26 protein-coding genes are annotated in these 20,516 nt (G+C 62.4%); 5 read left to right on the top strand and 21 right to left on the bottom strand.

Annotation, left to right across the window (positions count from 1 at the left end; translation table 11 throughout):
* Window positions 1-98: 98 nt before the first annotated feature.
* The 19 genes from AVAK2825_RS20670 to AVAK2825_RS20580 form a co-directional block, all read right to left on the bottom strand.
* Window positions 99-878 carry a phage tail tube protein gene (locus tag AVAK2825_RS20670; protein ID WP_284402341.1) on the bottom strand — a complete coding sequence of 260 codons (780 nt, stop codon included), beginning with the start codon at window positions 876-878 and terminating at the stop codon, window positions 99-101.
* 70 nt (window positions 879-948) lie between these two features.
* Window positions 949-1,401: a hypothetical protein gene (locus AVAK2825_RS20665; protein ID WP_284402340.1), complete on the bottom strand. Its 453-nt coding sequence runs from the start codon at window positions 1,399-1,401 to the stop codon at window positions 949-951.
* A complete protein-coding gene (locus AVAK2825_RS20660; RefSeq protein WP_284402338.1) occupies window positions 1,398-1,733 on the bottom strand; it encodes a hypothetical protein in 336 nt (111 codons plus the stop codon). The genes AVAK2825_RS20665 and AVAK2825_RS20660 overlap by 4 nt, the downstream gene beginning before the upstream one ends.
* Before the next feature lie 3 nt (window positions 1,734-1,736).
* Window positions 1,737-2,027, bottom strand: coding sequence for a DUF7210 family protein (locus AVAK2825_RS20655; RefSeq protein ID WP_284402337.1), 291 nt, complete (start codon window positions 2,025-2,027; stop codon window positions 1,737-1,739).
* A gap of 5 nt (window positions 2,028-2,032) precedes the next feature.
* Entirely contained in the window at window positions 2,033-2,974 is a 942-nt protein-coding gene (locus tag AVAK2825_RS20650; protein WP_284402336.1) for a hypothetical protein, read from the bottom strand.
* A 36-nt stretch (window positions 2,975-3,010) separates the two neighbouring features.
* Window positions 3,011-3,382: a capsid cement protein gene (locus AVAK2825_RS20645; RefSeq protein ID WP_284402335.1), complete on the bottom strand. Its 372-nt coding sequence runs from the start codon at window positions 3,380-3,382 to the stop codon at window positions 3,011-3,013.
* Window positions 3,383-3,417: 35 nt separating this feature from the next.
* Window positions 3,418-4,791 (bottom strand): S49 family peptidase, encoded by a 1,374-nt coding sequence (locus AVAK2825_RS20640; protein WP_284402334.1) that lies wholly within the window; start codon window positions 4,789-4,791, stop codon window positions 3,418-3,420.
* Window positions 4,788-5,222 (bottom strand): hypothetical protein, encoded by a 435-nt coding sequence (locus AVAK2825_RS20635; RefSeq protein WP_284402333.1) that lies wholly within the window; start codon window positions 5,220-5,222, stop codon window positions 4,788-4,790. The genes AVAK2825_RS20640 and AVAK2825_RS20635 overlap by 4 nt, the downstream gene beginning before the upstream one ends.
* A complete protein-coding gene (locus tag AVAK2825_RS20630; protein ID WP_284402332.1) occupies window positions 5,219-6,847 on the bottom strand; it encodes a phage portal protein in 1,629 nt (542 codons plus the stop codon). Before AVAK2825_RS20630 ends, AVAK2825_RS20635 begins: the two co-directional genes overlap by 4 nt.
* A gap of 3 nt (window positions 6,848-6,850) precedes the next feature.
* Window positions 6,851-7,111: a DUF6148 family protein gene (locus tag AVAK2825_RS20625; protein ID WP_284402330.1), complete on the bottom strand. Its 261-nt coding sequence runs from the start codon at window positions 7,109-7,111 to the stop codon at window positions 6,851-6,853.
* A gap of 4 nt (window positions 7,112-7,115) precedes the next feature.
* A complete protein-coding gene (locus AVAK2825_RS20620; RefSeq protein ID WP_284402329.1) occupies window positions 7,116-7,844 on the bottom strand; it encodes a hypothetical protein in 729 nt (242 codons plus the stop codon).
* Between the two features lie 205 nt (window positions 7,845-8,049).
* Window positions 8,050-8,568 (bottom strand): hypothetical protein, encoded by a 519-nt coding sequence (locus AVAK2825_RS20615; protein WP_284402328.1) that lies wholly within the window; start codon window positions 8,566-8,568, stop codon window positions 8,050-8,052.
* Window positions 8,565-10,571, bottom strand: coding sequence for a phage terminase large subunit family protein (locus AVAK2825_RS20610; RefSeq protein ID WP_284402327.1), 2,007 nt, complete (start codon window positions 10,569-10,571; stop codon window positions 8,565-8,567). The genes AVAK2825_RS20615 and AVAK2825_RS20610 overlap by 4 nt, the downstream gene beginning before the upstream one ends.
* 79 nt (window positions 10,572-10,650) lie before the next feature.
* Entirely contained in the window at window positions 10,651-11,505 is an 855-nt protein-coding gene (locus tag AVAK2825_RS20605) for a DNA adenine methylase (protein WP_284402326.1), read from the bottom strand.
* A complete protein-coding gene (locus tag AVAK2825_RS20600) occupies window positions 11,505-13,289 on the bottom strand; it encodes a DNA cytosine methyltransferase (RefSeq protein WP_284402325.1) in 1,785 nt (594 codons plus the stop codon). Before AVAK2825_RS20600 ends, AVAK2825_RS20605 begins: the two co-directional genes overlap by 1 nt.
* Window positions 13,289-13,867 (bottom strand): hypothetical protein, encoded by a 579-nt coding sequence (locus AVAK2825_RS20595; protein WP_284402324.1) that lies wholly within the window; start codon window positions 13,865-13,867, stop codon window positions 13,289-13,291. Before AVAK2825_RS20595 ends, AVAK2825_RS20600 begins: the two co-directional genes overlap by 1 nt.
* 446 nt (window positions 13,868-14,313) lie before the next feature.
* Complete coding sequence (locus tag AVAK2825_RS20590; protein ID WP_284402323.1) at window positions 14,314-16,023, bottom strand: primase-helicase family protein; 1,710 nt, start codon at window positions 16,021-16,023, stop codon at window positions 14,314-14,316.
* The gene (locus AVAK2825_RS20585) at window positions 16,016-17,083 is read right to left on the bottom strand and encodes a toprim domain-containing protein (RefSeq protein WP_284402322.1); all 1,068 of its coding nucleotides are present in this window, start codon (window positions 17,081-17,083) and stop codon (window positions 16,016-16,018) included. Before AVAK2825_RS20585 ends, AVAK2825_RS20590 begins: the two co-directional genes overlap by 8 nt.
* Window positions 17,083-17,463, bottom strand: coding sequence for a hypothetical protein (locus AVAK2825_RS20580; protein ID WP_284402321.1), 381 nt, complete (start codon window positions 17,461-17,463; stop codon window positions 17,083-17,085). Before AVAK2825_RS20580 ends, AVAK2825_RS20585 begins: the two co-directional genes overlap by 1 nt.
* 278 nt (window positions 17,464-17,741) lie before the next feature.
* On the opposite strand from AVAK2825_RS20580, the gene AVAK2825_RS20575 reads away from it, so the two are divergent.
* Together AVAK2825_RS20575 and AVAK2825_RS20570 are read left to right on the top strand one after the other, a co-directional pair.
* Window positions 17,742-17,969 carry a hypothetical protein gene (locus tag AVAK2825_RS20575; RefSeq protein ID WP_284402320.1) on the top strand — a complete coding sequence of 76 codons (228 nt, stop codon included), beginning with the start codon at window positions 17,742-17,744 and terminating at the stop codon, window positions 17,967-17,969.
* 12 nt (window positions 17,970-17,981) lie between these two features.
* Complete coding sequence (locus tag AVAK2825_RS20570) at window positions 17,982-18,287, top strand: hypothetical protein (protein ID WP_284402319.1); 306 nt, start codon at window positions 17,982-17,984, stop codon at window positions 18,285-18,287.
* Window positions 18,288-18,348: 61 nt separating this feature from the next.
* Here AVAK2825_RS20570 and AVAK2825_RS20565 read toward each other — a convergent pair whose 3' ends face one another.
* Both AVAK2825_RS20565 and AVAK2825_RS20560 read right to left on the bottom strand, forming a co-directional pair.
* The gene (locus AVAK2825_RS20565; RefSeq protein ID WP_284402318.1) at window positions 18,349-18,639 is read right to left on the bottom strand and encodes a hypothetical protein; all 291 of its coding nucleotides are present in this window, start codon (window positions 18,637-18,639) and stop codon (window positions 18,349-18,351) included.
* A complete protein-coding gene (locus AVAK2825_RS20560) occupies window positions 18,632-18,895 on the bottom strand; it encodes a transcriptional regulator (RefSeq protein WP_284402317.1) in 264 nt (87 codons plus the stop codon). The genes AVAK2825_RS20565 and AVAK2825_RS20560 overlap by 8 nt, the downstream gene beginning before the upstream one ends.
* Before the next feature lie 74 nt (window positions 18,896-18,969).
* On the opposite strand from AVAK2825_RS20560, the gene AVAK2825_RS20555 reads away from it, so the two are divergent.
* The 3 genes from AVAK2825_RS20555 (at window position 18,970) to AVAK2825_RS20545 (ending at window position 20,513) form a co-directional block, all read left to right on the top strand.
* Window positions 18,970-19,389 (top strand): hypothetical protein, encoded by a 420-nt coding sequence (locus AVAK2825_RS20555; protein WP_284402316.1) that lies wholly within the window; start codon window positions 18,970-18,972, stop codon window positions 19,387-19,389.
* Window positions 19,390-19,449: 60 nt separating this feature from the next.
* Window positions 19,450-19,971: a hypothetical protein gene (locus tag AVAK2825_RS20550; RefSeq protein WP_284402315.1), complete on the top strand. Its 522-nt coding sequence runs from the start codon at window positions 19,450-19,452 to the stop codon at window positions 19,969-19,971.
* A 95-nt stretch (window positions 19,972-20,066) separates the two neighbouring features.
* On the top strand, window positions 20,067-20,513 hold the full coding sequence (locus tag AVAK2825_RS20545; protein WP_284402314.1) for a hypothetical protein: 447 nt from the start codon (window positions 20,067-20,069) through the stop codon (window positions 20,511-20,513).
* The last annotated feature ends 3 nt before the right edge of the window (window positions 20,514-20,516 follow it).

The raw sequence follows: 20,516 nt of genomic DNA, 5'->3' as shown, positions 1-20,516 counted from the left end.
TGATAGCGCTGGACGGTGCATCCATCACCGCTTTTATGGCGGGATTGCCTGTGCTGGTGCTGATAGGCGCTGTACAGACGTCTGGACAGCGCCGCTGATCAGACCGTGGCGGCGCCCGGCAACCGGATTTCGTAGCCTTCGGTCTGGCCGGCCGGTGTCACGATCTTTCCGCTCAGCGTGATGGCCGAGAAGTCGCTGCCCAGGAAATCGAAGCCGTTGTTGGAGCCCAGCACGCACTCGTGCACGTCCACTTCAATGGGCGATCCGTCCACCATGTTTTGCCCGTCCAGCCGCGCCTGGCAACGAACTTGCGTAACGCGTCCACCAAGCACCTTTTTCCCGTCCACAGCGCCATAGGCGCCGGTCAGCTTCAACACAGCGGCGGCGGCAGGTCCGTCTTGCGCCGAAGACAGAAAGCGGACAAGTCCACGAAGGAAGTTGACCTCGTAGTGCACGCCCCGTACGTAGGTCACGCTACCCGAGGCGTTCTCGAACTCGATGTTTTCACCGATGCTGCGCTTCCCCAGCGGAAGCCACTGGTCGAGCGCGGTCACTGCGAAGTCGACACCCGCGAAGGTGCCAGCTCCCTGCGTCAGGTTCTGGACCAGGCCCTGAAACTGCATCGCCAAGGCTTCCACTGTGGCGGCCGACAGTTCGATCGTCAGTTCCGTGGGCTTGGGCAATACGACCGATGCGCGAGCCTGGCCGTAATCCTTGTGCGACCTTGATTCGCTCGTCTTTTCTTCAAAGTTCGGCTTGATCTCGAATTTGTCGGAATCGAGAGGGTCACCGAAGCCGTTGTAGGCCTGGGTGACGGTGTTCCACAGGTTCAGGGAAACGAGGCCCCCAGCCAGAATGGCACGTGCGGTAGTGGTCATGAAACTCTCCTTCAAAAAATGAAAAGGCCCGCACTCTGGCGGGCCGTTGTGGTTGAGCCAATCGGTCGTGTCAGCCCGGGTCGCGGTAGTCAAGCGTGAACATGCCAAGCACCAGCCCGCCGCCCACGTCGATGTTCTCCAGCCGATAGCGCACGTCGCCCTCCACCATGCCGGCGCCTTCGACCGTCACAAGGGCATTGATGGCTGGCATGCAGGACCGCACCGCGCGCTTGGCGGCGCGGTAGTCGGCATGTGCACCATTGCGCGCGTTCTCGGTGCGGTTGATCACGCCGATGGCGAAGGCATAGGAGCGCTGCGGCCGTTGCCCAGGCTGACCGCGTGGCTTGTCGTGCTGGTCTTCGAAGAAAACGATGCGGCCGCCTTCGACGAGATCAGACGCGCGCATGGGGTTGTCGATCACCGCAGCGCCTTGCAGAGCCTCATCGGCCCTCAAGGCGTAAACGATGGCCGCGCCGATGGCGTAAGGTGCCCCCATCGGCAACGTGTCAGGCTTGAGGATCATGCCGACACGCTGCCCAGCAGCGCCTCTTTTTCAGCCCCATCGTTCACACGCTTCGGCTGATCGATCACCTTGAATCGAGCGCCAGCAAGAACGTCCAGCGAAGGGATCGGATCGACCGCTTCCAGAACGTCGTCTGCGCGGACGTCGCTGACAGCGGGTCCACGCAGAACACGAGCGGCAGCAATGACACGGCCTTCGAGTGCCTCTTCATCGGCAACGCCGAAGATGCCGACAATGATCTTCGACTCTGCGCCAGCGCGGTGCCGCAGAAAGCGCCCCGCAAAGTCGCTGCCGAAAAACACATTCGCCATGTCGTCTTCGAAGTCGAGCATCGGTCAACCCTTGTCGCCAGGGTTGGCCTTGGCATCCGCTTCGGCCTTGGCCTTGGCATCCGCTTCGGCCTTGGCTTTGGCATCCGCTTCGGCCTTGGCTTTGGCATCCGCTTCGGCCTTGGCCTTGGCATCCGCGTCGGCCTTGGCCTTGGCATCCGCGTCGGTGCGGTCGGATTCGACCGCACCCATTGCGAGAAGGCCCGCTGCGTCTTCTGCCTTCAGCGTGAGCGTGCTACCCACCCCGAAGCGCTTCCCATCGTGTTTGATGGGTGTCAGTGCGGTGTACTTCGGCATGACGATCAGGGCGCGACGGCGTTCTTGAAGAGGAAGCCAGCCGAGGGGCCAGCAAACACCGGCTGGTAGGCATCCGAGACGGGGTAGTACCAGGTGTTGGTGTTTTCGTCGTAGTAGCCTTCCTCGACGGTGGGACGGCCCGTGAGCTGGTAGGTGTAGCCGAAGTTCGGTGAGCCCATTTCCTGCATCGGAGCCGGAGTCGTGAAGGCCAGAATGGCATCGACCCCCCAGATATCCTGAAACGCGTTGCCGTCGTGGTACACGGCCTCGCCCGATACGATTTGCTGCAGCTCGAACAGGGCCTGCAGCTGCTGCAGCGTTGCGGGCGGACGATCACTTGCGGTGCTCATGCGGTCCAGCACTTTGGGGTGGGTGCGCAATCCCGTCAACACCTTCGGGGCCACCTCCAGCACGTTCGGACGCTCACCGGTCTTGGACCGGATCACCTCCTTCGCGTCCATGATGTCGGTGAAGGGGTCGCTTGCCGGGTTGTCCCATTGGCTGTTGCCGCTCAACGTCACCTTGTTGGCAGCGTCATACCTGGATGCGTCGCGGGCCAAGTCGGCGGCCATCTTCTCGCGCTCCAGGGCCATGACGTTCTGAACGCGGCGCACGGCATTGCTGGACAGGTCGATCCCAGGAACTGCCTCGGCTTCTTCCTGCAACTCAAGCGGCACGGATCCTTCCAGGCGGTGATCGACCAGCGAGAACTTGTCGCTCGCATAGCCAAACTGAACGCGCTTGGTATTGGCACCTGGCGCGCGCGCCGTGCTGACCAGCTTGAAATCATCCGGGCCGAAAGACAGGATCCGGCCCGCCCGCACGCCCACAGAAACGATGGGAAACAGAACGTTGGCGACTGCGGCTTTCGGGCTGCGGTAGCCGCGAGCGACTTCGGTCAGGATGGGGTCTTGCTGCCGGACCTGACTGGGGGTGGGTTGAGGCATTTGGCTCTCCGAGAGTAAAGGGGGAATTGGGGGCGATCAGGCGGCTGCGGACGGAACGGCCGATTGCAGCAGCAGGATCTCGATGAAGCCGCCGGCAGCGGCAGCGGACTGCATGGCGCGCGCCACGGGGTATTTCGCGCCCACCGTCAAAGGCACGACCCGGCCCTGAGCGTCCGACATGAGGTCGGCATCGAACGCGATCGCGGCGCCCGTCTCTGCGATGGTGGTGCCGATGACGTCCACAGGCACGAGATCGCCCGCGAGTTCGGCACTGGTTCGCGTAACGGCGAAGGCCTTGCCACCAGCCGCGGGGTAGCCGCCCGCCTGGGTGATCACACGATTCGCGGCCAGGGGTCCGGCTGCTGCCACCGTGAGAGTGAGGATTGCGATGTTTCCAGAATGGGACATAGTGTTTCCGATCAGGTAAGAGAGAGCGATGCGCCTTACTCGGCGTAGCCCAGTTCCTTGAGCGCCGAGATGAAATCGATGCCTTTGGCCTTGGCGTGCGCCTTGGCCTCTGCGACTTGATCGGCCTTCGTCTTTGCGCCTTTATCGGGCGGTGCTGCGCTGGGATTTGCAGCTGGGGGCGCATCGCCGCTATGGGCAGCAATGGCGGCTGCTCGTGATCGCTTTTCGGCCGACAGCACAGCAAGGCTGGCTTCGGCAGCGGTGGTCTTTCCGTCGTATGCCAGGCCCGCGAGTAGCTCTTCGTGCCCGGGCAGGCCTTCGCCCACCGCCAGCACAGCCTGGATGCGATCGCGCTCCTGCGACGCGCCGAGGGTTGAAAATTCGGCGCGCAACTGCGCGAACAGTGGGGCGTGGTCCTGCTCGAAAGACGCACGCGTGAGGGGTGCCGGGGTTGCGGCGCTGGTATCAGCCATGGCTGGATCCTTTTCACGGGTTGAGGGTTTGTCTTTGGGCGCAGCACCGGCGCTTGGGGACGGGAGGGCCGCCACGGCGAACACGGCCTTGCGGCGCGTGCTGTACTTGGCGGGGTCTGTGGTCATGCTTTCCACCAGTGCGTCGAGCGTGGAGACACCGTCCACGAGTCCCGCATCGATGGCCTGCTGACCGCGGAACACGCGGCCATCAGCCATGCGTTCCAGAACTTGTTCAGAGGTGACGCCGCGATAGCGGGCCACGTCATCTACGAAGAGCGTGTACACATAGTCCACGTCGGCTTGGACGATGGCGCGGGCCTCATCACCCAGCGGCTCATTCGCCTTGGAAATGCGCTTGTACCGGCCGGCAGTGATGTGCTCCTGTTGCACCGTAGATGCAGGGTTGTAGGAGCGGTCGATCACAACGCCGATGCTGCCGACAGTGACCACCGGGCCACTGATGTAGATCGCGTTCGCCGCGCTGCCAGCCCAGTAGCCGGCGCTGCACAGCTGGTCATCGGTGTGCACCACCAGCGGCTTCTGCGCGGCGATCTCATGAATCGCCTGGGCGAACTCCGGCACGCCGATCACGTTGCCGCCTGGCGTGCCCATCGCCATCACGATTCCGCGCACACGCGGATCCACCGCGGCACTCTCCAACTGCTCCGTCGCGAGCTGCGTGCTGATGCCACCCGACACCCGCATGAACAGATTTGCCTTGGGTGCCATGACGCCCGACAGCGGAAGCACGGCTATGCCTCCGGGCGTGATGGAATACTCTTGCTGATCGTGCGCAAGCGGGCGGCCCATGCGGGCCTCCAGCGCGGCGATGTCGATCTTGTCGCCGCGCAGGTGTGTGGCGTAGATGGCCTGGATCTCGCGCAGCTTCTCAGGCTCGATGGCCCAGGCGCTGGTGATGAGGTCGAGCAGAGTCATGGCTTGGAGCCCTCGCTTGGTTTGGGTGGGTTGCGGCCACCCACGACGAATTCGAGGATCGCCAGGCGGTTGTCGTGGCGGTTGTCGGAGGTCTGCAGGGCACGCAGTTCGCTGAAAGCCCAACCAACCAAGCCGAGAGAGGAAAGTGCGGCGACACCGACAAGCTTCCAAGTCCAGCTGTGCACCTTCACATCGCTGATGACGCGCTCCAGCTCTTTGCCATGGTCATCGGCGAGATCGAACAGGCGGCGCTGGCCGCTCTCCATGTTGGACAGCCGCTCCTGAAAGACGGCCACACTGCCTGCCAGAGCGGTCTGCTGCGCGCTGATCCCAAGGATGAGTCCCTCGATCTTCGAATGGTTGTTGAGCAAGGTGTCCACACGCTCAGCGAGGATCGCGACTTGTTCGGCTGAAATGGTCTTCTCCGTCATGCGCCATCTCCAACTTCGGAAGGCTGATCTCCCACGGGTTTTGCGGCGGTATCCGGCGCCGCGGCGCCCGCTTTGGGTGTGGGCAGCATTCCGTCCTCTTTCAACTGCCGGAACTCCGTGAGTTTTTGCACGTAGGTCTCATCCCAGCCGGATCCGAACAGCTCCCACTCGGCACGCTCGCGTGTCATCAAGCGCGCGTCGATGGCGGCCACGTAGGCGGCCACTTCATCCTTGGGATTGATGGAGCCCATGCTGTCGCCAGGCCAGGCAGCGCGGGTGTATGCCCATCGGATCAACGGGTCGCTGAAAAACCCGGGCGCAGGAACTCGACCGATCGCCACTGCCTCGGTGAGCCAGGTTTCGTAGACGGGCTGACAGAAGCTCAGCGCCAACCAGAACCGCACGCCGCGGAAATAGACCCATGCATCCAACAAAGCCGCCTTGCTGGCGCTGAAGCTGCTGTTGAATTGCTTGATGAGCAACTCGTAGGGCAGGCCCAGTGCGATGCCCATCTGCTTGATCACAGCGAGGATGAAGGGCTCGAAGTTGGGGTTCGGCCGCCCTGGATTGACGGTGTGCGGTTTTTCGCCCGGCGCCAGGCCCACGACAGTGCCCATGCCCAGGCTGATGTCCGCCTCGGCCATGTTCCCAGCCTGCGCGCCGTCAAACACTGGTGCCGCACTGCCAGAAGGCGTTTCGATGAAGACGGTCAGGTAGGCCGTGATGACGGCCGCCATGATCTCGGCATTCGTATACCGCGATATCTGCTTGATGCCGTCGATGATCGGTGCGAGGTAAGGGACACCCCGCGTCATGCCAGGGCGCAGCTTGCGGAAGTGCTGCAGCAGACGACGCCGGCCGCTCGGACCGGTGAAGTCCACCCACTGCCCTGCGAACATGCTTGCACGTTGGCCGGCGAGCAGACCACCGGGGTGCACGTCGTAGAGATGGGCTGCCGTAGGGGCGCCCTTGGCGTTGAGCTTGATGCCGCCCGACACGTCTGGGGTGTCCATGCCGCCGCCAGGATTCCCGAAGCGATCAGCCTCCAGGACCTGGAGACGCAACGCGTACGGTTGCATGGCCGTGCGCTCATCGTCCGGCATCAGCGTGAAGCAATCCCCGCTCTCCAGTGCAGACCGCAAAACCAGACCCTGCAGCTGGTAGAAGTTGAGCGTGTCCTCGATGTCGCACGAAGTGCTATCGGCCCACAGGCTGAATTCCGCGGAGACGATGCTCTTCCAGTTGCGCGCCTGCTCCGGGGTCCATCCCAAAATGCTGACATTCGGCTGTGGACTGAGCGCCAGGCCTGTGCCTACGACGCGATCGACATTGGTGTTGATGGCGCCAACAGCGATCGGGCTGGTGCGGGCCAGCTCGCGCGACGCCCCGCGCTGCAATGGCAGCACCCGCAGCGTGTCTGAACGGGCATCACGGGGGCGCGGCGACCAGCGACGGCTCTGCGGCGATACCACCGCGCCTCCCATCGCGTCATCGTCGGTCCCTGTCATGGCCTGGAGAGAAGGCAATGCGGCCAGGGCTTCGATCCGCGCGCGCGAGTGCACACGTTCAGCCGCCCAGGCTGGCGCCACCGCTGCGATCGCGCGGTCCAGAAGGTTGAGCTTCATGGTTTAACGGGGCCGCAGCTGCAACATGCGCCGGACGCGCGGATTGGCGGCAGCTTCGAGCTGGACGATCTGCTGGCGGCATTCGCGAATCCCGGCTTGCACTTGTTCCAGATCCGCCCGGCGGTTACGGCGAGCGGTGCCGCCGTTGCCGATCACGTATTCCTGTGACTGCAGAATGCGCTGCTCGGCCTGCATGTAGTTCTGCAGACGCTGCTTGGCAAGATCCAGCTCGCTTGACGGGGGGACCATGGTGACATCGGTCATCTGTTCATCCCCGCGCCAACATGGCGCCAACGGCTTTCTCGAATTCAGGCCGGAAGCGCTCAAGCGCGACACGCTGCACGACGCCGCCGAAATCCAAACGGCGGCTGTAATCGGGCGCATTGTTCGTGAACACAAACAGCGCACGCAGTCGTTTTCCCTCCCGACGCCAAATGCCTTCGGGTCGGTCCCCACCGTTCGGCTTGCCCACGAACAGATCGTTCGCAAGCTTGCGGCCACGGCCTGCGGCCTGCCCCTTCGCGCCGACACCACCACGGAGATTTTTCAGAGCGGCGAGGATGGTGCGCACTTCCGAGCCCTTCACGTTGCCCGCGGCATCGAGAGTCAGTCCGGCGCCAGGCATCGCAAATTGGCTAGGGCTCAGCACGCCGGCGTATCGCATCGCCATTTCAGCGCCCTTGTGCTTGCGGCCACCACCTTCCACTTCGGGCAGCAGATAGTTCTCGGGCGCAAGCCCTGCAGCCTTGTCCTTGACCATCACGCGGGCACTCAATGTGTCCTTGGTCGATGGCTCAACGCGCAACGAATTGGTGGTGTAACTCACTGGGCTGCGGAATACCTTGCGCATTTCCGCAGGCAATTCGATCTGCTGCGCGTACTGTGCGGTACGCGTGAGGGCGGTCGATGCAGCGTACGGAATGATGCGCGTCGGCACGTCTCGCACGGACGCGATCACTTCCGCGATCGAGGGTCCGGTACGTCTGATTGCAAGCATTTGTCGAGGCTCCAAAACAAAACCCCCGGCTCCTTTCGGAGGCCGGGGGCATACGCTTTCGCAGGGCGAGAGGGTGTTCTTTTCAGGTTGGCGCAGTTCTGATACCTACCTGAATTGGGGTCAATTTTGGGGCAAAGTGTCACCTAAAGTCGATCACTAAATTGTCACCTCCACAGGTGACAACAAAGCGTTTGACACGCGATCACTAACGTTCTACGTCCCTCCGTTTTTCGCGTGCATCTTCCATTACCGCCAGCTTGCTCGCTTCGTCTTCCATGATTGCCAGTGAGGCAATATGGAGTCGCTTGCGGAAGTCCCCCAGCACTGTGTAGAAGTGCTTTCGACTGATCGCTAGAGCTGCAGCAGCGCGTTTAACTGGCGCGATGCGATGAACATAGTACAGATCGAACACTCGCTTATCGAGCGCGTCCGGCTGGCACGTGTATGCCACATGGAGCGCAGCCAGTTCCGCGCTACTGACAGCGTCGGGACCGCCCGGCTGCAGCGGACGCGTGCGAGTTCCGCTGAGCTGTCCCAGTACCGATCCCATGGTGGGCGCCGGGCCATACAGCCTGCGTGTCGCCTTCCAGCACACCCAGCGCTCGCAGAGATCATCGAGGTCGCGCTGCTCATCGCTTTCTTGCATCGGCGCATCATCATCGTCGCCGCGAGGTGAAACGGCAGCCAAGCGCAGGGCTTCGTTATCGTAGTGGTTTTGGTTCATCGGATGCCTTTCGATAGGATGCGGCGCCCCGCGCGGGGGGCAATACTCGATTGAGTCATGGGGATGGAAGGTGCTGCGGTCGGAGCTGGCGGCGGAATGGGCACCGGGGGGGGTACAGACGTCTGTACTGTCGAAGCCACCAACGATGTGGGCGCTGTATCTGACGATTCAGATACAGCAGGTAATTCGGGCTTGGCAGGCTCTGCGGGAAGCGGTGCAAACAGGTCAGCGGTTGGAGGAATGAGCTTGTCGCGCAAGCGTTGCCAGTCGTGAGCAGACCACTTGTGCAACCCCAGGCGATATGCCAACGCAAGGTTGTAGACCGAGAGATCAAGCGGCTCGTTCCGGGCGCCGTTGGGCTTGACCCATTCACGGATCGGGCGCCCCTTGGCCCAGCGCGTGCGCGGTTGCTCAACCACTAACCCTTCGTACCATGCCGCCGGCAACTGGTCATGGAAATGCATGGCGCCTGGGCCTTCGGTGAGCTGCATGCGGTTGAAAAGATGGTCCTTCGCGACGTCGGTACCGACTTGCCAAAGTTCCACGCCGCCCGGGGTCTTCGTACCGCCCCAGTCGATATCGACGCGCGACGGGGTGCTACCCATGATGGGGCGGTTAGGCCGTGTCGCACCGTGCAGCACGGTGCAGCCCAGGTGGGCCCTGGCCGCGCCATAGTTGTAAACGTCCTGGGTGTTGGCGCCACCGGCGTCGATGCCGTAGGTACTGATCTCGATGAGCCGGCCGCTCGCATGCAGCAGTGGCGTGCGACGCAGTTCGTCGAGACGCTGCCACACACTTCCGGGGGTGTCTGGGGGCACGGATGGCGATCCGATGAGGGGGTCGTAGTCGAGCACCCAGTGCTCCAGGCCCGGGCCCCAGGCTTCGATCTGGATCTCCAGACGATTGGGCTGCGTATCGACCGACATGGTCAGCACCAGTCCGGCGTGTGGGATCACGCGCGGCGGGTTGGCCTCGGCGCGATCGCTGAGTTGCTTGGCCGTCGTCACGCTTTCGGAATTACGGTAGCTCAAGCCCAGACGCGTGTTGTAGAACGCCTGCATGAGGGTGTGATCTCCCCGCTCCAACGCCTTGCGTGCGCGATCGTATTGCCGGGCCAGAGTCAGCCAACTGACGGCCCCGATGGGCATGTAGAACGCCGACATCGTGAAACTGAGCGTTTCGCCATCGCCCGTTGCAGTGGCATGCCAGTGCGCCGTGCCGCCCTCTGCCGCATCGAGGAACATGCTGGCCTTGAAGCGCTCATCAATGTCGCCGCCGCAGTCTGGGCAGGTGAACCACGCACGATCCATGAAACCGGTGTCGTCATCGCGGCGGTACTTGAAGTTCTCCAGCACCAGCTGCTGGTGGTGCCCGCAATGCGGACATGGAACGAGGTAAACCTCCTGCGTTCCCATCTTGAACAACTCGTCGATCTTGCTGAACCCCTCGATGGTGGGGGAGCTGACCTCGTAGAACTTGCAGTCGCGCTCGTGCTGTGTGGCTCTGGCTTCGGCGATCTCGACCGAATCGCCCTCATCCAGCGGCGGCAGTCGATCCACCTCATCGATGAACAGATATCGCGCGGTGATCTCGGCAAGGTTGGACGCCGACCCTGCGGTGTTGATGTACAGCGTGGCATCGCCACGAAAATCCTTGGCTTGCGTGGTGTTGCGCTTGTCGCGGCTCTTTTGCGCGCTGACGCATTCGCGCAACTCGGGCACGATGCGGATGGCTTGCGAGACGCGTGCAGAGAAGCGCTTCGCCAGTCCATCGGTTGGCTGCAGGGCGAGGATGTTGGCGGGGGCGCGGTGTATCCAGGCGCCGATGGCGTTGAGCGCCGTCTGCGTCTTGAACATCTGCGATGCCACCTTGGCCACCACGCGTTTGCATGGGTGACCAGGGGAAAGCACCTGATGAATGCGGCGCGCATAGGGCGTGCGCTCGAATCGGTATTTGCCTGATGCGGCGCGCTCTTGGGCAACTCCATGAACTCTTCCGCCCATTCATCGATGCGCAGTTCTGGGTCGGGGCGTGCCGCCTGCATGGCGGCGTGCAGAACGAGGTCGTAGCCGTCGGCGAGGTTCATCCAGCCTCCGCGAACAGGCCGCCCATGCTGTGACTTAGCGCGCGCTGGCAGGCTTCATTCAGCCAGACCACTTCCGTTCTGGTTGTCGCGCCCCTACCACCGCTGGCCCGTGCCTCGGTGGTGTACATCTGCCAGCCGTGCAGCAGGCCCGCGTAGAGGTCGGACTGATAGCCCGAAAGCACCACCATGCCCTGCAGGCGTGACAGCACATCGATCAGTTCGGCGTGATCGTCGTCGCTCATTTCAAAGCGATAGCCGCTCTGCGAGCGCATCTCGCGGGTGGCATGCACGTAGGGCGGATCGACGAAATGCAGCGTCTCAGTGCTGTCGTGCTGTTGCAGCACATCAACGGCGGGACGATTTTCCACCAGCACCTGCTGAAAGCGCTCGGCCACGTCCAGCAGAGCTGACGGGTAGGATGCCCAGTCCATCTGGGCCGTGCTGTAGCGGCGCATGGTGTCAGTGCGCAGACCTGTGCTGCCCTTCGTTGCGCCGGCCGATCCAAAGCCCATCTGCGCACGGATGGCTACGCGGCGCGCAATCTCCACCGCGTCGTCCGTGGGCTCCCAGGCAAGTTCAAATTCTGCGCGGGCGTAAGGCGTCAACGTTAAGGCCTGCGCAAGGCGATCACGAAGGGCTGGAGTCTGCAAGACCCTAAAGAACGTCACGATATGTCCATCGAGATCGTTGTAAACCTCGCCATGGCTGCGCGGCTTTTGCAGCAGCACGCCGGCGGCACCACCGAAGACTTCGGTGTAGATCCGGTGCGATGGGAAGAACTGCATGATCCATCCAGCAAGGCGGAATTTGCCGCCGTGGTAGCGGAGAGCGGGACGGGTCACGGTGTCCATCACGCGGCCCTCCGCATTGGGATCTGACTGTCCCAGTTCGCCTTGATGACAGCGCGACCCAGCGGCGGCGGCACTGCGTTGCCGCACATGCGTACCTGGGTGGATTTGCTGAACACGCGGTCGTCGTGGCCGCGGTCGATGATGTAGGTGGAGGGGAAGCCGTTGGCGTTGTAGAGCTCGCGCGGCGTGAGCATGCGTAACTGGATGTCCACGATCACGTAAGGTTCGCCGCGCAGCCACACGGTGACCAGCGCCAGACGGTCCATGGGTTCGCGCAGCTCGCCCAACTGCCCGCCCTGGCCGTAGTAGCGGATGAGGAAGGCGGCGCAGCGCAGTGCGCCAGCCTCTGCATCGGGCGACAGGGTGTATTCCACCAGGGCGTGGTGCTGCCCGGTGGTCAGCGTTGGCGCCGGGTGGTGCAGATCGGTCGGGGCATGGCCCGTGGTGTTGCTGATGAGGGTCGCTGTCACCAGCCGCTGCTGCGAGCCGCTTGCGGTGCTGGTTGACATGGGCTCGCGGACCTCGCGGGCGGGCGTGACGTTGAAGCCGCCGTTGGCCTGCTCGACGAAGGCAGTGACAGCCGCAAACTTGCCTGCGCCCACCACGGTGCCCAGCGGCTGCTGTGCATCGAGGGCGCGCGGAGCCTGCCCTTCTCGCTCCCCGTAGCCCATCTGCACCAGCGTGCCGAGCGCCACAGCCTGGCCACCACCGGATGCGGTAACAGTGCCCACGGGGTCGCGCACTGTTGTGTTGCCGTGGCTCCAGCGCGGAGCTGCTGCGGTGCCCTGGCCGTGGCCGGCCTGGATCATCACGGGGGTGACGACTGCATGACTGCCGCCGCGCGGCATGGCAGTGATAGTCGACAACGGATTTCGCCCGGAACGCATGCCATCCGCCGACCAGTTGGAGATCTGCACGATAAACGGGTCAGCACTGTCCAGCACGTACCGCTTCATGCCGTGTGCCACCCGGCGCAGCGTGGCGTCGGCCAGCGGCTTTTTGCGTTCGAAGATGCTGCGGCCCTGGATGCTCCAGTCGATGCACTCTGCAGCGCTGCGCCAGCGTTGCTGTCCCTTCGCCGGCTTCTTGAAGTGCGTGGGCTCGGGCCAGACGATGGGGGCGCCGTCACAGCGGGCCACCATGAACAGGCGGCTGCGCGTGGTGGGTGCGCCGTAGTCAGCGGCGCAAAGCACACGCCACTCCACCACGTAGCCGAGCCGCTCCAGGGCGCGGGCGAATGCGCGCCAGGTCTCGCCCTGGCGCTTGGGGTCTGGCACTAGGTGCTGCTGTTGGACAGGCACGCGCTCACCTGCTGCAGCAACGGTGCCGTCGATCTTCACCACGCGTTTCGTCTTCGGGCACCGCTTGGCGATCAGCGGCCCCCACAGCAGGATTTGCTTGACGTTCTCCAGCGTGATAAGGCGCGGGCGGGCCGTGCCGCCCCAGCGGACAGCACGCCAGGCCAACGCCCGCAGCACGCGGGAGCGTGGTTGGCCGCCGCGCGCCTGGCTGTGGTGGGTGCAATCGGGCGAGAGGTGCAGCAGGCCCACCGCCCGGCCACGGGTGACCACGCGCGGGCAGACCTCTTTCACATCCTTGCAGTAGTGGATGGTTTGCGGGTGGTTGGCCTCGTGCATGCTGCAGGCATCTGCATCGTGGTTCACCGCAATGTCCACGTGGCGGCCAATGGCCTGCTCGATGCCTTCGGACATGCCGCCGCCGCAGGCGAATTCGTCGGCAATCATTTCCTCGTCCAGGCCCAAAATGAATTGAGGGGTTTGCATCAGGTGGTTTCCTTGGGTGGTAGCAGCGCCAGCAGGCGGGCCTCGAAGGCCGCCAGCGCCTTACGGGTTTCGTCGGTGATGAGGTGCTCGATGTCGCGGGCATCGGCAACGCCGACGCACTTGGGGGCAGCACGCTGCGCGATCGCCATGACGGCATCACGGAACGTGTGGACAACGTCATGGATGCCGCGCTCGACGCGGGCGCGTTCGACCAGCAGGCCTGCATCCTTCAGGTTCGCACGCTGGGCCATCTCGGCGTCGGCCTTCTCGCGGATCGTGCGGTAGTCGGTGTAGCCAGGCGTACCGGTAGCCAATGGCGCCGATTCCGGGCCGCCAGCAGCGATTTCGGCTACAGGGGCAGCCCCCGCCACAACTGCAGCGGATGCAGCGCCTGTGCGCCCACTGTCGGCCCGTGCTCGGGTGTTTTGCGCCCACTGGATATCAGCGACGGCCGGGTCGACCTTCCCGTTAATGAGGGTGATACGGCCTTCCGCCACGGCCTTCGCCACAGCAGACTTCGCCACGCCACGGCGGCGGGCGTATTCGGCCTGGGCGATCAGTTCGACCCGTGCGTTCACTTCGACGCCCCGCGTTCACCGACTCGTTCACTTTCCGAAAACCCAGCAACTAGCGCGAGCGCGGGGGTCGAATTACCCCCCTGAGTTTTGGCTCTGGGAGTACCTATAGGGGGGGTGCCGTTGCGCGTCCGCAACACCCCCAGGGTCCGAGTGAACGTCGCCCTGCCATCAACCATTTCCATTTGCTTTTCCTTTTTCAAAATGAATGAAGTGGAGTTACGCGGTTAGGCGCGCGCGTAATCGCGAAACCCGCGCCACGCCTAGCGAGTTACACGGTTGCACGGTTACACGCCCATCGCACATGCATGCACGCACACGCACCCATGCGCACGCCTGCATGCACACGCACATACGGGAGGGAGGCGTAACGGCATAACCGCATAACAAGCCGCGCCAGTGCTGGGTTTGCGAGTTATGCGAGGGCATAACGGTGTAACGGTGTGGCATCAGTTCGGCCCCTCATCACCCGTGTGGGAGTCGCCATCGTGGGAGGGGGAGCCGGACCCAGATCCGTAGCCGATGTACCTGCGCAGCGCATCCCCAAAGTCCTTGACCGCCGAGGTGGCCCATTCGCCCTCGGTCATGCCCGGGCTGTCAGGCCCTGCAGCGGGGTCCTTCAGGACAGGCTCTGCCACCAGCAGCATTCGCTCGGTCTTCTTGGCCGCACCTGGGCGCGTGACGTTCATGGCTTTTATGCGTGCAGGCTTCCCCTGCCCTTCCGCAAAACGCAGCAGGGTGGGAGTGAATTGCCCTTGCTTGAAGGGATAGCGGTCGCCCGTCCGCTGGCACCACTTGAGATAGCCCTGGTACGCCTGCCCGATCGCGCAAGCCATGTAGGGCAGGTCCAATTCGCCCCCGTACCACTCCTCCCAGAACAACTCCGGACTCTTGCGATTGATCGCAATCAGCGCAGATTTCGCTTCCGTCATGGGGGCCGGGGCGTACGGGTGGAAGTCACCTAGCGGATAGCTCAGCAGGTAAGCGAAAAATGCTTCGGCTCCGCCGTTGTCTCGCCACTCGCTGAGCCGGCGATAGAACTCGAAGTCTTTGGCCCGCGGGGTGTACACGACCAGATAGCGCCGGTCCGAGTTGTCGAGCGCCAGCGGTTGCAGCTCGTTCGACAGGAACACGATATTCATCTGATTCTTTTCCTCCCGCCGCGCCAGATTCTTCGGGTTGATCTGAACCGTAGGGGATGTGATCAGCGCCTTGAGCCTGTTCTTGTTGTGCACCAGTTCCGCGCGACTGGACACCTCATCGCCCACCACCATCAGCTTGCCGCTGCGCCAATCGTTGAACTTATCTTCCAACTCATCCTGGCCCACCAGCGCCCCGTACTTACCGTAGATCGACACCACCGTGTCGAAGAGGAAGTTCTTCCCAGCACCTTCATCGCCGTGCATCACGACAGCCGTGCGCATCTTGGCGCCAGGGTTCTGCAGGGGATATGCCAGCCAACAGAGCAGCCAGTGCATCACCGCGCCCGTGTCGGCCTCGTCGGCCGTGGCGCGACTGGTGAGGAACTCGATCAACTCCAGCATGGGCTGCACGTCGCCCTCTTTCGGGATCATCGCCATGCCGTCGTACAGATTGACGGTGGTTTCGGGATCGCACGTCAGCGTGGGATCGAACACCACGTCCTCTGGCCGCACGGTGCGCCGGCGGTCGCTCGACTTCCACATCCGAACCATGTCAGCGCCATGGGCGTGGCCCATGTTGCTGATCTTCATGATCATTCGTTCAGCGCCGTCCCACACCGTGTCAGTACCGTAGATCAGCACGAAATGCTCGATCAGGTGGTTGAACTTCCCCCAGTCGACGGTCTTCTCTTTCTTGCGGCCCTGAACGGGCTTTTCTTCTTCGTCTGATTCGTCATCGCTGGAATCGTCGCCAGGGGTGTCACTCCCATCCCCCGACTTGCGCGCAGCTGCGCTTACTTGGGGGGGCGGGGGGGCGTCGGGAGAGTGGCCTTCGGCCTGGTGAGATACCGGCACGCTAGCGCCCTGCCCCGACTGAGCGCCGAACGCGACATGAACGACAGTGCTATCCAGCGGCGCTGACGCGCCGAGTGCATCGATGGCACGCGCCTCTTCGGGCGCGTGCGGTGGTGGCGTTGGCGCCGCGCCCAATGGGCCGCTGTCTGGCGTGTCACCCATAGCGCCGCACCATCATCGCCACCACGCCAGCCAGCTGCTTACGCACCGCATCGAGCCCTTCGCGAACGTGAAGGTCGTTGAAGTCCGTGTCCTTCTCACCCCGCGTAGACGGCGAAAAAATGGGCCACAGGTGGTCACACCCCTCAACCTTCCGTGCGATCGCCCGAGCAGCCGAACGGCCGGGGTTGGTCAAGGCTCCCGTGTGCTGATCCTTCGTCATCCAGTCGTCGTCGGCCAGGATGAGGATGCGCGTGTACGGATACAGCTTGCGAAGCAACGGCACCACGTGGGCCAGGTTGCCGGCATCGAGCGCAACGAAAACAGGATGAAGTCCATCACATGCCATGCGGGCCGTTAGTCCGGTGGCATAGCCCTCCACCACCAGCATCAGGCGGCAGGTATCTCGGTCGATGGCGCCCAAGCGCACACAGCAACCAGGCTTTTCCATGCCCCGCTGGTAGATCTTGCTGCCATCGGGCCGGATGAACTGGAGTGCCCGCAGCGCTTGCTCACGTGGGAAGTCGAAGCGCAGGAGCGGAACAACCACCGTGCCGGCCGGCAGGCGGATCACCGTGTCGTCCTCACCCATCTCGCCTGGCCAGCGCAGCACCAGCGGGTCGTGCAGATAGCGACACGACTCACCCTGCACACCTTTGCGATCCAGATAAGGCGAAGACCCATCGCGCACGGCGACGCGCCACACACTGATAGCTTCGGCCGCGGCAGTCTCGATCTCCTGGCGGCGTTGTTCTGCGGCGGCCACACGCTGCTCACGCAGCTCCCGCGCCCTGCGCTCACGCTCATCGGGGGAGAGGGGTGCCCACTCGACATCCACCTTCTGAGAAGCGCCGCCGTGCCGATACGTCCCGAAAGTGCCGACAACATACGTGCCGCCGCCTTTGTCCGGGTCGCGCCTGAAAAGATAGAGCTTGTACCAATCCTTGCCACCCTTGCCGCAAGTTTTGCTCTTGGGCGTGTCCAATTTGAGAGGCAAGTCTTTGTCGCGCAGCTCGATGCCGAACTGCTGCATCTGCAGCAGGACCTGTTGGTAGTTGTCCATCAGGTCTGCGCCCCACGCACACGCTCCAGTCGCTCGACCAGGCGAGACGCCTCCCCCATGATCGATTCCATGCGCCGCGTGAGAAGTTCAGCTTCGGTCTGCGGCTGCACCGGGACTGGGGGGGCATAGCCGGCCTCCCTCAACATGTAAGCCGCGAGGCCATGAAATCCTGCCTCACGCGCCAGGCGCATGAGCATGAGCAGTTGTGATGGACTCAAGCGTTCGGCACGGCCCTGGTTGAGGCAATCGTGCAGGTAGCGCGCGGCCGTTTCCGGCGTCTTGTCCGGCCAGATCTGGGGGCCGACCCTTTTGGCTCCGCCCAAGTGCGTCACCGCAGCGCGCGCAGCATCCAGTTCATCTTCGTATAGCAGGGAATCCATCGTCACCTCAACGCTGGGGCACGTTGCCGGGCACCCGTTCCGACGGGTTCCGAATCTGTCGGAACGCGTCGGAACGACACGAGCAAGCAAAAAAAGGAGACTTCAATGCATGCCGAAACACACCGAAGTCCCGAGGAAGAAAAAGCCCGCCGGCCGCGCCGCCCAAGGAGGGAGGGAGGAACGGAGTGGAAGCACGACCACCGCTGCAAGCGGCCACGTGGCGGAAAATGCCCGGGCGGTCGCTTACACCGCCAGAACGAAACGAAAAGGAAGACGGAATGAACAACGACACAACCTTGCCGATGAATGCAGAGACGTTGAATGCCATCGTCAACGCCATGGGCGCCCTGGTTTTCGCCGCAGTTCGGCAACTGCCCGAACACAAGCAAGCAGCCTTTGCCGAAGACTTGGCACGACTGGCAAGGAACGAGGAACGGCAAGGACAACTAGCAACCGAAACCATCCTGCTCGACCTGCACCGGGCGGCTGTGGCCGCAGCCAAGTAAAAGGGGATGGGCATGCACGAACCCGAAGATTTCCAACGGCAGACAGTCAAGGCCATAGCAGACCTTCAGGAAACATTTCGCCAGACGATGAGCCGCCAGTTGGCGCTCGGGGCACTGGTGAGAGCGATGCTGGCTCGGATTCCGCTGGAGGCTCTCCCTTCCGTTTTGGAGGAGTACGAGGCAGAGGTAGACCATCAAGTGGCCCTAATGCATCCAAAGTTTCCGCAGCCGAAGCACTGGCAGGAGTGGTCAGACGTAATAGAAGCGCGGATAGGACAGCTTCGGCAGGCGCAGGATCCAACAAAAAAGATGAGCTGACCTCGCTACACGCATGGTCGTGGACGTGCATATCGCGAAAAATATTTCGGCCGTCCATTCGTCAGCCTTCCAAACCAGAGAGATCATGCGAAAGTTTTCCAGACTGCCAAGCGTTCCAGCGCTTGATCAATTCCTGTTCGTCCAGCAGCGCACCAGCGTTAGTCTGGGGTAGCAGAGAAGCAGCCCAAGCCTCGATCCGGCGCCTAAGTTCCTGGGCGTTGGCGCGCAGATCGGCGCGCGATGCCAGCTCTTGTCCGACCCTGAAGAAAATCGGGCGTCCTGGGGTGAGCGGCTGCGCCATATCACGGGCACACCGGCAGATTTCAAGCCGCTGGACAGTGGTGCTACGCATGCGACACCTCCCCTTTCGTAGCAGGGACCGATTCACTCGCACTCAGGTCAGGCCAAACATCCTGCCAATCGTTAGGACGCAGATCCTTACGGCCGACGAGCCCACCCGTCAGACGTTCGATGGCGATGCATCTCTCGATCGGCACTGGCTTGCTCCCGCTACCCCATCGAGAGATAACGACTGGTTTCACACCAAGGCCGCGTGCCAAAGAGGCTGCACGACCGCGCTCGGCATTGAGGTACTCAGAAATCAGCATGCCGCGATGTTAGCCCATGGCTTTCATTTCAGGAAGCCAGCGGCTCATTTATTTTGTTAGCCAAAGGCTCTCAAATGGATGCGATGAAGACCAGCTCAGAAATCAGGCATGAAAACCTACTGAGGATCATTGAAAGCGTGGGAAGCCTCCAGGTCGTCGCGGACAAACTGGAAAAGAGCCATGCACAGATCAGCCAACTCAAGACCCAGGCGAAACACAGCACATCAGGCAAACCCCGCGTCATCGGCGACGACATAGCCAGGTTGATCGAAGAAAAGTTCAACTTAGAAGTCGGATGGATGGACAACATCCACGTCCAAGACACGGACGCGCTTCCGGTCGCACAAATCAGCAGTTGGCCCTTCTCAGTCTCCCCACTGCGGCTGCAAGTCTTGACGCGTGACGACTGGAATCAACTCAACACAGTGATGAGCACCTTGGTTGAGGTCCGAGAACGGGAGGCAAGCGTAAAAAGGAATGGCACGATTGGCTGATCGCCCAAGTGCGAAAATTTATGTGTTCAAGAAAAAACTGAATTCAGGGGAAGTTCAGGCATGAAGCAACTAAATGTCTTGGCCGTCGTATCACTCTTTGCAAGCTGCACACCCGCATGGAGCATCACCAAATGCACAGGTCCCGATGGAAAGACGGTGTTCCAGGACGTCCCATGCGCCGGCAAGTCCGAGCAGTTAGTCATTCGTCCTGCCAGCGGGCACGGCGAGGCGCAAAAGCCTAGGAGGGACGGGGGTCCATCTTCATCTGCAAATGCGCCTCTCCCCCAACAGGAGGGGGCTTTCGGAGCATCGTGGCAACGCAGAACCTTTCTCGAAAACAGGGGGATCGCCGATGCTCGCAGTGCACTCCAGTCGCATCAAAGTAGGTGCGACGCCCAGCAGAGGGAACTCGCTGCAAAAAAGCGCAATGCCAATAACAACCTTGCTGGCGCTACATGGGAACAATCCATCTCCACAGAAATGCAGGCGGCTGCCACTGTTTGCGACAGCAAAGGCAGAGAGTTGAAAAGCACTTTGGAATCGCTTGAGAAAGAACTTCGTGAACTTCAAGCACGGCAGTGACACGTCAAAAAGCAAATGTTAGCCCTGGGCTATTGATTTAATAAAAGCCAACGGCTAACATGCCTCCACGCCCATGACGGGCGCTTGGAGGTTCCATGTCGTTTTCCCCAATCGCAGCGCTGCTTCAAACGCTGCAGGAAGCTGAGCAGTTCGCTGCAGGCTTCGAGGATGACCAGGCGCAGCAGCCGCCTGTCACCACACTGCTCGCCAACCTGCGCGCGCAGATCGCTGTCATCCAGGTTGCCCTGCAGGCCGAGGCAGCGAACCGCGCAACAGTAGCTGCAAACGCAGTAATCGGAATTGCCGAGTCCACAGACGGCCCAGCAAAGGCGGCCGCTCGCAAGGCGATCCATCACCTGCTGCAACGCATCCAGCGCGACCCCCGCCTGGCTTGGCATTTCGATCCGATCACGCAAAGCATGGAAGAGCTGACAGCGGCTCACGCGCTGATGTTCGGGCTCGATCTGTCGGCGTTCCAAAAGGAGTTCTTCGCCTCCCTCGAATTCGAATCGCCGAGCTGCGGGTGTGAGGTGTCGGCATGAGCG

Source organism: Acidovorax sp. SUPP2825 (genome assembly GCF_030158995.1).
GTDB lineage: Bacteria > Pseudomonadota > Gammaproteobacteria > Burkholderiales > Burkholderiaceae_C > Paracidovorax.
This window is presented reverse-complemented; position numbering and strand designations above follow the sequence as displayed.